The organism is Ructibacterium sp. SJQ-7 (genome assembly GCF_054696575.1).
The window spans coordinates 1,017,051-1,029,371 of the sequence record NZ_CP195193.1 but is presented as its reverse complement, the minus strand read 5'-3'; the positions used below and the strand labels follow the sequence as shown (position 1 = coordinate 1,029,371).

The 12,321-nt window shown below is 38.5% G+C and carries 17 protein-coding genes; 15 read left to right on the top strand and 2 right to left on the bottom strand.

The window, feature by feature from the left end; genetic code table 11:
* Nucleotides 1–14: 14 nt before the first annotated feature.
* Together ACSAMO_RS04635 and ACSAMO_RS04630 are read right to left on the bottom strand one after the other, a co-directional pair.
* Nucleotides 15–296 (bottom strand): type II toxin-antitoxin system YafQ family toxin, encoded by a 282-nt coding sequence (locus tag ACSAMO_RS04635; protein ID WP_499209959.1) that lies wholly within the window; start codon nt 294–296, stop codon nt 15–17.
* Nucleotides 293–565: a type II toxin-antitoxin system RelB/DinJ family antitoxin gene (locus ACSAMO_RS04630; RefSeq protein WP_022230290.1), complete on the bottom strand. Its 273-nt coding sequence runs from the start codon at nt 563–565 to the stop codon at nt 293–295. Before ACSAMO_RS04630 ends, ACSAMO_RS04635 begins: the two co-directional genes overlap by 4 nt.
* 713 nt (nt 566–1,278) lie before the next feature.
* Here ACSAMO_RS04630 and ACSAMO_RS04625 point away from each other — a divergent pair.
* The 15 genes from ACSAMO_RS04625 to ACSAMO_RS04555 all read left to right on the top strand — a co-directional run bounded on the left by ACSAMO_RS04625 (nt 1,279) and on the right by ACSAMO_RS04555 (nt 12,138).
* Nucleotides 1,279–1,578, top strand: coding sequence for a hypothetical protein (locus ACSAMO_RS04625; RefSeq protein WP_117968457.1), 300 nt, complete (start codon nt 1,279–1,281; stop codon nt 1,576–1,578).
* Complete coding sequence (locus ACSAMO_RS04620; protein WP_117968458.1) at nt 1,575–2,858, top strand: site-specific DNA-methyltransferase; 1,284 nt, start codon at nt 1,575–1,577, stop codon at nt 2,856–2,858. Before ACSAMO_RS04625 ends, ACSAMO_RS04620 begins: the two co-directional genes overlap by 4 nt.
* Nucleotides 2,851–4,689 (top strand): DNA cytosine methyltransferase, encoded by a 1,839-nt coding sequence (locus ACSAMO_RS04615; RefSeq protein WP_499209958.1) that lies wholly within the window; start codon nt 2,851–2,853, stop codon nt 4,687–4,689. The genes ACSAMO_RS04620 and ACSAMO_RS04615 overlap by 8 nt, the downstream gene beginning before the upstream one ends.
* A gap of 81 nt (nt 4,690–4,770) precedes the next feature.
* Nucleotides 4,771–5,487: a virulence protein gene (locus ACSAMO_RS04610; RefSeq protein WP_412332087.1), complete on the top strand. Its 717-nt coding sequence runs from the start codon at nt 4,771–4,773 to the stop codon at nt 5,485–5,487.
* Between the two features lie 149 nt (nt 5,488–5,636).
* Entirely contained in the window at nt 5,637–6,584 is a 948-nt protein-coding gene (locus ACSAMO_RS04605) for an amidoligase family protein (protein WP_499209957.1), read from the top strand.
* 97 nt (nt 6,585–6,681) lie between these two features.
* On the top strand, nt 6,682–7,146 hold the full coding sequence (locus ACSAMO_RS04600) for a gamma-glutamylcyclotransferase family protein (protein ID WP_499209956.1): 465 nt from the start codon (nt 6,682–6,684) through the stop codon (nt 7,144–7,146).
* On the top strand, nt 7,143–7,355 hold the full coding sequence (locus ACSAMO_RS04595; protein ID WP_022230283.1) for a hypothetical protein: 213 nt from the start codon (nt 7,143–7,145) through the stop codon (nt 7,353–7,355). Before ACSAMO_RS04600 ends, ACSAMO_RS04595 begins: the two co-directional genes overlap by 4 nt.
* A 96-nt stretch (nt 7,356–7,451) precedes the next feature.
* Nucleotides 7,452–7,901 (top strand): gamma-glutamylcyclotransferase family protein, encoded by a 450-nt coding sequence (locus tag ACSAMO_RS04590; protein ID WP_499209955.1) that lies wholly within the window; start codon nt 7,452–7,454, stop codon nt 7,899–7,901.
* Between the two features lies 1 nt (nt 7,902).
* Entirely contained in the window at nt 7,903–8,109 is a 207-nt protein-coding gene (locus tag ACSAMO_RS04585; protein ID WP_118446081.1) for a gamma-glutamylcyclotransferase, read from the top strand.
* Nucleotides 8,110–8,228: 119 nt separating this feature from the next.
* Nucleotides 8,229–8,420 carry a hypothetical protein gene (locus ACSAMO_RS04580; RefSeq protein ID WP_117968463.1) on the top strand — a complete coding sequence of 64 codons (192 nt, stop codon included), beginning with the start codon at nt 8,229–8,231 and terminating at the stop codon, nt 8,418–8,420.
* A 90-nt stretch (nt 8,421–8,510) separates the two neighbouring features.
* Nucleotides 8,511–8,993 (top strand): phage terminase small subunit P27 family, encoded by a 483-nt coding sequence (locus ACSAMO_RS04575; RefSeq protein WP_117968478.1) that lies wholly within the window; start codon nt 8,511–8,513, stop codon nt 8,991–8,993.
* Nucleotides 8,993–10,540, top strand: coding sequence for a terminase large subunit (locus ACSAMO_RS04570; RefSeq protein WP_117968464.1), 1,548 nt, complete (start codon nt 8,993–8,995; stop codon nt 10,538–10,540). The genes ACSAMO_RS04575 and ACSAMO_RS04570 overlap by 1 nt, the downstream gene beginning before the upstream one ends.
* A 107-nt stretch (nt 10,541–10,647) precedes the next feature.
* Nucleotides 10,648–11,013 (top strand): type II toxin-antitoxin system Phd/YefM family antitoxin, encoded by a 366-nt coding sequence (locus ACSAMO_RS04565; RefSeq protein ID WP_118446084.1) that lies wholly within the window; start codon nt 10,648–10,650, stop codon nt 11,011–11,013.
* Entirely contained in the window at nt 11,013–11,363 is a 351-nt protein-coding gene (locus ACSAMO_RS04560) for a type II toxin-antitoxin system RelE family toxin (RefSeq protein WP_117968466.1), read from the top strand. The genes ACSAMO_RS04565 and ACSAMO_RS04560 overlap by 1 nt, the downstream gene beginning before the upstream one ends.
* Nucleotides 11,364–11,436: 73 nt before the next feature.
* Nucleotides 11,437–12,138, top strand: a complete 702-nt coding sequence (locus tag ACSAMO_RS04555; RefSeq protein WP_499209954.1) for a pentapeptide repeat-containing protein — start codon at nt 11,437–11,439, stop codon at nt 12,136–12,138.
* Nucleotides 12,139–12,321: the final 183 nt, after the last annotated feature.

Sequence of the window (12,321 nt, the reverse complement as noted above, 5' to 3'; positions counted from 1 at the left end):
AATCGTCCCGATATTTATTTGTCGAACAAATCGCTGTGTGTTCCTGTTCTTTGCAGTGTAAGAACAAGAATGTTTTTTTCAATGCGATACATCAACAGCCAATCCGGTTGAATATGACATTCACGGTAATCCTTGAGATTGCCTGTTAACTGATGGTCATTGTATTCTTCCGGCAATGTCTGTTCTGCGGCAAGCATACGAATTACATCGTCAAGAAGCTCAATGTTTAGGTTGCGCTTGATTGCGAGTTTGTAGTCTTTTTTAAATCTGGAAGTCCAGATGACTTTTAGATTCATGACTTCAACTCCTTTAGAGCGTCTTCAACATCATATGCCTTTAAATTGGGATCGCGCAACATACGCTCGGTTTCAAGCATTGCCGCCACTGTTTCTGAGTTGGGTGTGTTTATAGTTATGTCGAACGGAATACGTCCTTCGCGTACTGACTGACGCAGAAAAATGTTAAACGCTGTGGTCATATTCATACCAAGCTGAGAAAACAGTGTATCGGCTTGAGCTTTCAAGTCGCTGTCAATGCGAAAACTTACATTTGATATGTTAGCCATGTAAAATCACTCCTTCCGTTGATTGTAGTATTATTATAACATATTAGACTGCTAATATCAAGCTAATAAAACGCAATCAGCAGTTTAATATATAAATATTATATGCAATTATAATAAAGATATCATAGGCAGCGAAGCAAATAAAAAATATATAATCGGTTAAAGGTTTACAATCCCGAATGAACAAATAATCGGGCATTTTATGGGTACACTCTCCCCAAGGGGCTATATAATCTTAAAAAAATGGGTGAGCGTAGACCGTTGCCCCCATTTACGCAAATTTTCGCAAAATTAAGCAAGGGGGCCTAAAAACGGTCACATTAAAATTATCGCATAACTAAATATACACTTGCATTATTGCATACTTGAAATCGTCCTCAAGTGTGCATTTTTTATTGCTTTTTAATATAAAAAAGGTTCACAAAAATGTGAACCGATTATTATCAGGGCTACAAACGAAAATTCAATGAAGCTATTTGGTATTACAAAAGTAAATTGAACACTGACAATAAAATAATATAAAAACAGTAAAATCTTCATAAGCATTCCTCCTCCTAAAACGCGATTCTTTTCGTTTGCTCTGAACCACACTTGGTCTGGTGAGTCATAGAGGAGCTTAATAGATGACTCATAAATATTATATCACAACATTATGAAGATTTCAATTATTCGGCTGTTGTTTATTGAATTTTACTGATAGAGGAGAACAGTTTATGACCGAAGAACAGAAAATTAAAATTCGCAGAATGCGGCTTGACGGTAACGGATATAAGCATATTGCAAGTACACTTATTCTGCCGCTGAGTACAGTGAAATCATATTGTAAACGGAACGGACTTGTAGGCGTAGGACCAGTGGTGGCAATGAACAACGATGTATCTGTACAGCTTGGACTTATCTGTCGGAACTGCGGAAAACGGCTTAAGCATACAGCAGGCAAAAAAAGAAAAGTTTTTTGCTCGGACAAATGCAGAAAACAATATTGGAATCTACATAACGGAGGAAAAGTATGATTGAACATATAGAACCGAAAGCAACAGCAGACGGAGTTGCAGTGTATTGTGCTCACGATAAAATTGTCGATACGGACAGCTTGGTGGGCAATCCGAGAAATCCGAACAAGCACCCTAAAGAACAGATAACAGCATTGGCTAAAATCATAAAACGTCAAGGCTGGCGACATCCGATTGTAGTGTCAAACCGTTCCGGATTTGTGGTAAAAGGTCACGGAAGACTTCTTGCCGCAAAAGAAATCGGAGCAAAGCAAGTTCCCGTTGATTTTCAGGATTATGAAAGTGAAGCTTCGGAATATGCCGACCTTATGGCAGATAATAAAATACAGGAGTTTTCAGAACTTGATATGAAAATGTCTGCTGATATTTTACAAGATATAAAGGACAGCGGTGACATTGAACTTGAAATGTCTGCATTTACGGAAGAAGCACTTAATGAACTTCTCGCCAAATCGCAAGAGGGTGAAGTTAAAGAAGATGATGCAGATTTGACACCTCCGGAAAATCCGGTATCTGAACAAGGTGATATATGGCTTTTGGGAAAACACAGATTAATATGCGGTGACAGTACCAAATCGGAAACATATGAAAACTTGATGAATGGCAAAAAAGCAAATCTTGTTGTAACAGACCCGCCGTATAATGTTGCATACGAGGGCACAGCAGGTACTATTCAAAATGACAGCATGGAGGACGGAAAGTTTTATGAATTTCTGTTTTCAGCTTTTAAGTGTATGTATGATGTTTGTGCGGATGGTGCAAGTATTTATGTTTTTCATGCTGATAAGGAAAGTATAAATTTCAGAACGGCATTTCGTGATGCCGGATTTTTCTGTCATCAAACGTGTATATGGGTGAAAAATACACCCGTGCTCGGCAGATGTGATTATCAGTATTGTCATGAGCCTATACTTGTTGGATGGAAACCTACTGCCGGACATAAGTGGTACTCTGACAGAAAACAAAGAACGGTATGGAATTTTGACAAGCCGAAGAAATCGGAACTTCATCCGACAACAAAACCAATACCGCTTGTGGCATATCCGATACAAAATTCAAGTGTGGTCAATTCAGTTATTCTTGAACCGTTCGGCGGCAGCGGAAGTACATTGATTGCGTGCGAACAGACTGACCGTATATGTTATGCGATTGAGATTGATGAGAAGTTTGTAGATGTAATTGTAAGACGTTATGTGGATTTTAAAGAAAATTCAGATGACGTTTTTTTATTGCGTAACGGTGAAAAAATTCCGTACAGTGAGGTATTGACTAATGAGTAATTTAACACTTGGCTCATTATTTGACGGCAGCGGAGGTTTTCCTCTTGCCGGAATGATGGCTGGAATTACGCCTATATGGGCGAGTGAAATCGAACCATTTCCTATTCGGGTTACTACCAAGCGTATTCCGCATATGAAACACTACGGGGATATTTCAAAAATGAACGGCGGAAAGATTGAGCCGGTTGATATAATTACATTCGGGAGTCCTTGTCAAAACTTGTCTTTGGCAGGAAAACGTGAAGGGCTAAACGGTGAAAAATCATCAATGTTTTTTGAGGCGATTCGGGTTATAAAGGAAATGAGGGAGAGTACAAATGGAGAATATCCGAGATGGATTGTGTGGGAGAATGTGCCGGGAGCAATGTCAAGCTCAAAAGGACAGGATTTTAGGACAGTCCTTGAAGAAATCTGCAAAATCAAAGATGAAACCGTACATATTCCTATGCCTGAGAAGAAATGGACAACAGCCGGAGAAATTGTGGGAAATGATTATTCCGTTGCCTATCGAATACTCGATGCGCAATACTTCGGAGTCCCTCAAAGACGCAGAAGAATCTTTCTTGTCGCAGATTTTGCAGGAGAATGTGCCAGAAAAGTATTATTTGAGTCAGAGAGCGTGTTCGGGAATTTTAAGAAGAGCCTCTGCTCGTGGCAAGGAACTGCCGGAACTGCTGAAACGGGCATTGGAGAAACAGGCACAATATGTTTAAACGATCAAGGCGGAGAACGTATAGATGTGACGCAAGACAAAACAACTACATTGAGAGCACAGGCACATCATCCGCCGTGTGTAATGTTTGAAAATCACTCTCAAGATACAAGATATATAGGTCCGTTGGAAGTATCACAGACAGTGCTTGCAACTTTCGGAACGGGCGGTAATAATCAGCCGTTTGTCGTACATACACCAAAAACTTTAAAAATCAGATGCGGATGTGACGGCGGTGGTAAAGGTGCATTGATACAAGAAAATAAGTCGGCAACATTAAGCTGTAATAATGACCAGACCTTATTTGAACCGAAAGTGTACGGGATATGTTCAAACGATAGCAATTCGATGAAGTCTGACAATCCGAACAGCGGAATATATGCGGCAGATACTTCTCGCACCATTGACTGCGGAGGTGTAAATCCGTCATCTAATCAAGGAGGTATGGCTGTTGTTGCATTACAGGGTTCAATGATTGGACGTAAGGAGAAAAACGGACCGAACGGCAGCGGATTTAATCAGGATACATCATTTACATTAAATACAGTTGACCGACATGCGGTTGCATACGGAATTGACCGTGCTGCATTTAATCAAGGACAAAATGCGTTATATGATTTTGCAATAGAAAAAGAGAAACAGCCGACAATGGTGGCAAAAGGTCCGGGAGCGGTAGCCGAACCTGCATATTCGGCAAGCAAGGCATCATTCTTTACAAGTGCCGAAAAAGAATGTGCAAATACACTTGTTGCAAGCGATTACAAAGACCCTCCGCTTGTAAATGATACAAACGGTACGGAATATATAGTAAGACGTCTGACACCTAAAGAATGTGCTCTGCTGCAAGGGTTCCCTGTATGGTGGTGTGACGGTTTGGAAACAGAAAATCCTACGGAAGAAGAAATTCAGAAATGGTCGGATATTTTTGAAAATCACAGAAAAGCACTTTGTAAAAGTACAAAACCGAAAACAAGAAATCAGATTATAAAGTGGCTTAAAAATCCTCATTCCGACAGTGCGGAATATACGATGTGGGGAAATGGTGTTGCACTTCCGTGCGTGTTCTATGTATTGAACGGAATTGCTCACTATGCTGAACTCACAAATTCTGTAATATAATATTGTGTACTATACACCTTGATATATTTTCTGCATGACGGTAATATGTGCTTAACAAAAAAATAAAGGAGGATTACCGTAATGGAGATTAAATATAATCTGACAGGAACGGACAGAAAGGCTCTTGTGAAAGCAGTTAGCAATATAATTGGAAAAAAGTCTAAATATCTTGGAGCACCGTCGTTTGCTTATCAAATTGGAGACTACTGCACAGTTACGAGTGACGGAACACTTAAAATTTCAAACGACACCGACAATGATAAGGTTGAGCATTTACTTGAAAAGCTGTATGAGTGCGGATATGAAACCGAGAATGATGAAAATGTTGATATTTCAGATACAAATAAAGATTTTGAAAGTGAAACAATAGGCTGTTCAATCGGACTGCCGATTGCAAAATTATCTGATAAACCTTGTAGCGATAAAATAATTGCAAATCTCAAAGCGATTATTGCGGGTAAAATGACCTTGTTTCAAAAAGCAGTCGGTACGGATAAGGAACTGAAAGTTGAATGGAACAAGGATGAAATATGGTTTGACTGGTTTGACAGCGTGATTCCTAATGAAAAGCTTGGACTGTATATATCACTTTTCAAAGCCCTTTACCAAATGGCGGAAAAAGCTGTAAGAGTGAATACAAAGGATAAGCCGGTTGACAACGAAAAATTTGCAATGCGTACATTCTTAAACCGTATCGGTTTATCAGGTATTGAATATAAACCGCTCCGTAAAGAACTGATGAGAAATCTCAGCGGTGACGGTGCATTTCGCTACGGCAGACCTGAGCGATGTAAGTAAGAAAAATAAACACGAACTCAATCCACAGCCGTAATGTACACAAATTACAGTGTATATTATTGTGTACTAATCGTATTGATATAATCTCCGTATGACGGTAATATGTGTTACAAGAAAAGGGCAGAAAGCCTAAAAACGGAGGAAATACAATGAACGAGAAAACAAGAATTCAGATTGAGGAAATGAAAAGACAGACCATCGGTGTTGAGGTTGAAATGAACAACATTACAAGAGAAAATGCTGCGAGAATAGCCGCAGACTATTTCGGAACAGGCAGATACAAATATACAGCAGACAGAAACGGTTATTACACTTGGTCAGCTTGGGACACAGAGGGCAGAGAGTGGAAATTCCAAAGGGATGTAAGCATTGCAGGGGTTGACAGTGAGAAATGCGAATTGGTAACGCCGATTCTTAAATACGAAGATATTCCGCTTTTGCAGGAACTTATAAGAAGACTTAGAAAAGCAAAAGCCAAAAGCGATGCAACACGAGGATGCGGCGTACATATTCATATCGGTGCAAACGGACACACAGCACAGACACTCAGAAATCTTGCAAACATAATGGCAAGCCACGAAAGCCTCATAGCAAGTGCATTAAATATTTCACAGAGCAGAATAAACAATTACTGCAGAATGGTAAGTCCGAAATTTCTTGATAACCTTAACAGAAGAAAGCCAAGAACAATGTCGGAATTAGCGGATATTTGGTACACATCAAACGGTGCAAACTACGGCAGAACACAGCATTACAACGACAGCAGATACCATATGCTGAACCTACACGCAACTTTTACAAAAGGAACGGTTGAATTCAGACTTTTTCAATTCGATGCACCGTCCAACGGAAAACAAAACGGCTTACACGCAGGACAGTTAAAAAGCTACATTCAGCTTTGCCTTGCACTCAGTCAGATGGCAAAAACACTAAAGTCAGCAAGTCCGAAACCACAGCAGACTGAAAATCCTAAATACGCAATGAGAACATGGCTTTTAAGATTTGGATTTATCGGTGAAGAATTTGCAACGGCAAGAGAAATCCTTACAAAACACCTTGACGGAGATGCATCATTCAGAAATGGCAGAATGGCATAACCGAAGAAAACAGCCTCCTATAACCTTAAAACTGTGACCGCATTTGGCGGTCTTAAGGTGGTAGAAGGGTGTTTCCTTCGGAAAGGATATGATAAGAATGAAACGGTATTACTTAGCTTACGGCAGTAACCTTTATACACCGCAAATGCGGTATCGCTGTCCGTCGGCACGGCTTATGGGAATTGCGGTTATAGAGAATTACAAGTTGATGTTCAAGAAAAGCAAAACGGGCTCTTATCTGACAGTTGAACCGAAACAAGGTGCGGAAGTTCCCGTTGCCGTGTGGCAGTTGACAACAGAGGACGAACGGTCGCTTGACCGCTACGAGGGGTATCCGAAATATTATTATAAAAAGGAATTTCAAGTAACGGTGACAGGAATTAAGACGGGCAAAAAACGTGAACGTGCAGCATTTGCATATATATTGGACGAAAACAGACCGAGCGGTGTTCCGTCAATGAGTTATGTTATGACTTGCCTTTGGGGATACAGAAACTTCGGATTTGATTCCAAACGTCTGTTACACGCTATTGACGAAAGCAAAAAGGAGACAATGATATGAAGAAGTATGAAGATATAAAAACAGCCATATGTCCTAAATGCGGACAGGAATACACAGGCAGACCTGCATTATCAAGAGCAGATAACAAAACAATGATTTGTCCTGACTGCGGAATACACGAGGCACTTGAAAATATCGGTGTAGGCAAAGAGGAGCAGAATGAAATACTTGAAATTATACACCGCAGTATGAGAGAAAAAGACAAATAAGTATTTAGCAGTTACAGCCAACGGACGGTTTAAGCCGTCCTTATGGCAGTAGAAGCGGTATTATAAAAATCAACCGATCAGAAAGGACGAAATATTATGAAAACAAAAATCTACGGAGCATACGGCTCAAACATTAATTTGGAACAGATGGCATATAGATGTCCGCATGCTGAAGTGTACAAGGTGGGGTACATAAACGGCTATCGACTCACATTCAGGAGCGGAGGCTTTGCCAACATTGAAAAATCCGAGGGAGACCGAGTGCCTGTTCTGCTTTGGGTTATTACAGAACAGTGCGAAAAGACACTTGACCATTATGAGGGTTATCCGAGCTTTTATATCAAGCAGAATATTTCGGTGGAAATTGATAACGGCGAAGATACGATTGAAGCGATGTTCTATGTTATGGACGATAAATACTGTCAAAAGATGCAGACACCGACAGAGTATTATTACGGAGGAATAGAATGCGGGTATAAATCTAACGGTATGCCCGTGGAGGAATTAAAGACGGCATTTGAACGCTGTATGGCGGAGGTGAATTGAGATGGATAATTTTTTTACACAGAAAAACTGTGACCGATGCGGAAAGTCTTTAAAAGACGGTCGAATTCAAAGTATGTTTAATAGCGAATGTATCTGTATGGACTGCAAGAAAAAAGAATGTACCGATTCGGAATACAAAAAGTCACAAGACGCCGACATTGCAGAAATTCGTAAGGGAAACTATAACTTTAAGGGAATACGAGGGTAGTATATACACAAATAAAGGCTGTACTTTTTGTATAGTAATGGTATTGATAAAGTCCTCACATAACGGTAATATGTGTACAACAAAAAGATAAACAGACCGAGAAAACGGAGGAAAACAAAATGCTAAAATTAAAGAAACTTTACAGCCTTATCAACCGAAACGCAACAATAAAATTGGTTAATGAAAAACGTACAGACGTTTATTTCTGCGGAACAGTTAAAGATATTCCTGACCAATATGATTTATGGAAAGTAGTTGACCTTTTTGAACTAAACAGCTATGAATATGAGATTATGATTACAGAAAAATAAGAAAATACAATTTTTAAACCGCCTTAAATGGCGGTTTTTTGTATGAAAATTTTTAATGACAAGAAATTTATACGAATGGAGGTGATACGCTTGGCACAGAGGGGCAGAAAGCCGAAACCAACGGCAGTAAAACAGCTTGAGGGTAATCCGGGCAAGAGGCAGTTAAACGCAAATGAGCCGAAACCTGCGGCTCGTGCACCGTCTTGTCCGAAATGGCTTGAAGATGATGCGAAAAAGGAATGGAGACGTCTTGCGAAACAGATGGAACAGCTCGGTATTCTAACAGAAGTTGATATGGCGGCTTTTGCGGGATATTGCCAAGCTTATGCACGTTGGAAAGAAGCAGAAGAATTTATATCAAGACACGGTGCTATTGTCAAAACTCCGAGCGGATATTGGCAGCAAGTGCCGCAGGTATCTATTGCTCAGCAGTATATGAAACAGATGAGCAAGTTCTGTGAACAGTTCGGTCTTACTCCTGCGTCAAGGTCAAGAATTGTAACAGACAGAGGCAATGACAGCAGTGATGACGCAATGGAACAGCTTCTTTCATTGGGCGGAGAGAAAAAGTAATGTATGACGAAAATAAAGCAAAACGTGCAGTTACATTTATAAATGCACTTAAACATACAAAAGGCAAATGGCGGGGTGTGCCTTTTGAATTGCTGCCGTGGCAGGATAAAATAATAAATGATGTGTTCGGTACGGTAAAGGAGAACGGATACAGACAATACAACACAGCATATGTTGAAATACCGAAGAAGATGGGTAAGTCAGAACTTGCAGCAGGAGTGGCGCTGTATCTTACATGCGGTGACGGTGAATGGGGTGCAGAAGTATACGGCTGTGCAAGTGACCGTCAGCAGGCAAGTATTGTGTTTGATGTGGCGGTGGATATGGTCGAACAATGTCCTGCTTTGAAAAAGAGAATTAAGCCTGTTATGTCAGTAAAAAGACTTGTGTATAAACCGACTAATTCATATTATCAAGTGCTGTCGAGTGAGGCTTTTACAAAACACGGTCTTAATGTTCACGGCGTAATATTTGATGAACTGCATTCACAGCCGAACCGTGAATTGTTTGATGTAATGACAAAAGGTTCAGGTGATGCACGAACACAGCCACTGTTCTTTCTTATAACTACTGCCGGAACAGACCGAAACAGCATATGTTTTGAACAGCACCAAAAGGCAGTTGACATTTTGGAAGGCAGAAAAATTGATCCGACATTTTATCCTGTTATATACGGAATAGAAGATACAGATGACTGGACAGATGAGCGTAATTGGTATAAAGCAAATCCCTCGCTCGGACATACGGTTGACATCGAAAAAGTCCGTGCCGCATTTTTGTCGGCAAAGGAAAATCCGGCTGAGGAAAATCTGTTCAGACAGCTCCGCCTTAATCAGTGGGTTAAACAGTCAACACGATGGATGCAGATGGAGAAATGGGATGCGTGCGATGAAGTAATAAATCTTGATACACTTATCGGAAGGGAATGCTATGCAGGTCTTGACCTTTCAACAACACTTGACCTTACGGCATTTGTTTTGGTGTTCCCTCCGAGAAACGATACAGAAAAATATATAATTGTTCCGTATTTTTGGATACCGGAAGAAAATCTTCGTCAGCGTGTACGACGTGACCATGTTCCGTATGATGTATGGAAAGCAAACGGATTTATACGAACAACAGAGGGGAATGTAGTTGACTACCGAAGAATAGAGGCTGATATAAAGGATATTGCAAGCAAGTACATTGTGCGTGAAATAGCATATGACAGATATAATGCAACACAGATAATTCTTAATTTGCAGGATGAAGGATTGACGATGATACCTTTCGGACAAGGCTTTAAGGATATGTCACCTCCGACAAAGGAACTTTACTCGCTTGTTCTGAAAGAAAAGATTATACATAACAATCATCCTGTACTCAGATGGAATTTTGATAATGTATGCGTAGAAACAGATTCGGCAGAAAATATTAAACTTTCTAAGAAACACAGTACCGAACGAATAGACGGTGCGGTTGCAGCGGTAATGGCACTCGACAGAGCAGTTCGTAACGGTGGACAGCAGGGAAGTGTTTATGACAGTAGGGGTATTATTGTATTTTAAGATAAATTAACATAAAAATAATTAGGTAAATTTATTGACTTTTTGACTCGGATTGAGTATAATAATCATAGAAAGAATAATACTATATATGTCAGGAGGTTTTTAGTATGGGAACTATTAATAATCAAATTCTTAATTTTGCCGATAAACTTATACCTATTTCTGATTTTAGTAAAGGAAAAACTGCACAGATATTTGAAGACGTAAAAAATAATAATGCAGAATATATTGTACTGAAAAATAATCAGCCGACAGCGTTGGTTATTTCTATTGACAATTATCGTGAAATGGCAGATAAGGCAGCAAAGATGGAACTATTACTTGATAAAATCGAAGAGAAAAGGCTTCTTGGTATTGCGAATGAAAGAATAAGCGATGGTCATGAAACCACAGATTTTAACGATGTAATTACTGAGTTGGGTTTTACAGAAGAAGAAATATATAATGGTATAGATGATGTGGAGTTTGAATAATGTGGCAAGTTAAATTCTTAAATGAAGCAAAGAAAGATTTGGCGAAATTAGATAATTCACTGAAAGGGCAGGTATTAAAGGGGATTGCAAAAGTAAGAACAAATCCTCTGCCTGTTCCGCATGGTTATGGTAAGCCATTGGGAAACAAAGGTGGAAATAATTTGACTGGATTTTTCAAAATAAAATATAAAGGTATCGGAATTAGGGTAGTATATTCTCTTGTGTCAGAAGAAAAAATAATGAACATAGTTGTAATATCACAAAGGGATGATGAGTATTGCTATGAAATAGCAGCAAAATTGTATAATAAGTATGGTGACGATATTTTTAGTAATATGTTCAGCGAGTAATATGTATATATTTTAAAAGTAAATAGTGCGAATTGAAAAATATAATTACAATTAAGATGAGGTTGAATGTGAATTGGGAAGAGCAAAACAAAAAAGAAGAAAGCTGGCAAAACAAAAACACAATAGAAAGATAAAAAAAGGGGAACGCGTGCGATTTGATTTACAAAATTCGCCTAAAAAGTTGAAGGGGCGTATCAATAGATACTTATACCAAGCAAATATACATAATCTTATATATAAAGATGCTCAATTTAAAAATGTAAGATTTAAAGCTTCCAATATAACTGAATGCAATTTCAGAAATTCTTTGCTATGTGGTGTGGATTTTATTTCTTCTAATTTGCGAGGAAGTAATTTTAATGGTGCAGTGTTAAAGAATATTGTATTTTTTGGATGTAAGTTAAAAGATACAACATTCAAGAATACAAAATTTGAAAATGTTTATTTTATTTCAACTAATATTGATAATTGTATAGATTTTAATTTATCAGATGGCTGTGTAATAATGAATAAATATAATAGTATACCACTGTCAGATGGAATAAAAGAGAAAATAAGCATATTAGCAGATTGCAATGAAATTTACAAGCCTGGAGTAATTCATGTAAATAGAAATAAATTTAATCATTGGATTGTTAAACTTTTAATTGAATATTCTGGTGGTATGCATACATTTAATCGAGTTTTGAAAGCTTTATGTAATCGTAAGAATAAAAAAAATTTTTACACAGTATATTCATATAAAAAATTTATTGACGCCTATCTTAAAAGATAGTATAATTTATATGTCCTGCCCTGGAAAAGCTATGTCAAGAATGGGGACAAGTTAGTATGGCTGGTATTCGAGGAGGGGTGTCTATGTTTAATGATATTATTAGCATTATTTCATTTGTTGGATTATTGATAAGTTTTATTGTTAAAAGTGATATTCCATCCCGATTACTCGGGGTTAAATTAG

Excerpts from the sequence above, each read along its gene's own strand:
- ACSAMO_RS04595 (WP_022230283.1), top strand. The coding sequence starts at position 7,143 with ATGAAGAAGTATGAAGATATAAAAACAGCCATATGTCCTAAATGCGGA.
- ACSAMO_RS04625 (WP_117968457.1), top strand. The coding sequence starts at position 1,279 with ATGACCGAAGAACAGAAAATTAAAATTCGCAGAATGCGGCTTGACGGT.
- ACSAMO_RS04630 (WP_022230290.1), bottom strand. The coding sequence starts at position 565 with ATGGCTAACATATCAAATGTAAGTTTTCGCATTGACAGCGACTTGAAA.
- ACSAMO_RS04565 (WP_118446084.1), top strand. The coding sequence starts at position 10,648 with ATGGGAACTATTAATAATCAAATTCTTAATTTTGCCGATAAACTTATA.
- ACSAMO_RS04580 (WP_117968463.1), top strand. The coding sequence starts at position 8,229 with ATGCTAAAATTAAAGAAACTTTACAGCCTTATCAACCGAAACGCAACA.
- ACSAMO_RS04620 (WP_117968458.1), top strand. The coding sequence starts at position 1,575 with ATGATTGAACATATAGAACCGAAAGCAACAGCAGACGGAGTTGCAGTG.
- ACSAMO_RS04590 (WP_499209955.1), top strand. The coding sequence starts at position 7,452 with ATGAAAACAAAAATCTACGGAGCATACGGCTCAAACATTAATTTGGAA.
- ACSAMO_RS04635 (WP_499209959.1), bottom strand. The coding sequence starts at position 296 with ATGAATCTAAAAGTCATCTGGACTTCCAGATTTAAAAAAGACTACAAA.
- ACSAMO_RS04570 (WP_117968464.1), top strand. The coding sequence starts at position 8,993 with ATGTATGACGAAAATAAAGCAAAACGTGCAGTTACATTTATAAATGCA.
- ACSAMO_RS04610 (WP_412332087.1), top strand. The coding sequence starts at position 4,771 with ATGGAGATTAAATATAATCTGACAGGAACGGACAGAAAGGCTCTTGTG.
- ACSAMO_RS04605 (WP_499209957.1), top strand. The coding sequence starts at position 5,637 with ATGAACGAGAAAACAAGAATTCAGATTGAGGAAATGAAAAGACAGACC.
- ACSAMO_RS04560 (WP_117968466.1), top strand. The coding sequence starts at position 11,013 with ATGTGGCAAGTTAAATTCTTAAATGAAGCAAAGAAAGATTTGGCGAAA.
- ACSAMO_RS04585 (WP_118446081.1), top strand. The coding sequence starts at position 7,903 with ATGGATAATTTTTTTACACAGAAAAACTGTGACCGATGCGGAAAGTCT.
- ACSAMO_RS04600 (WP_499209956.1), top strand. The coding sequence starts at position 6,682 with ATGAAACGGTATTACTTAGCTTACGGCAGTAACCTTTATACACCGCAA.
- ACSAMO_RS04615 (WP_499209958.1), top strand. The coding sequence starts at position 2,851 with ATGAGTAATTTAACACTTGGCTCATTATTTGACGGCAGCGGAGGTTTT.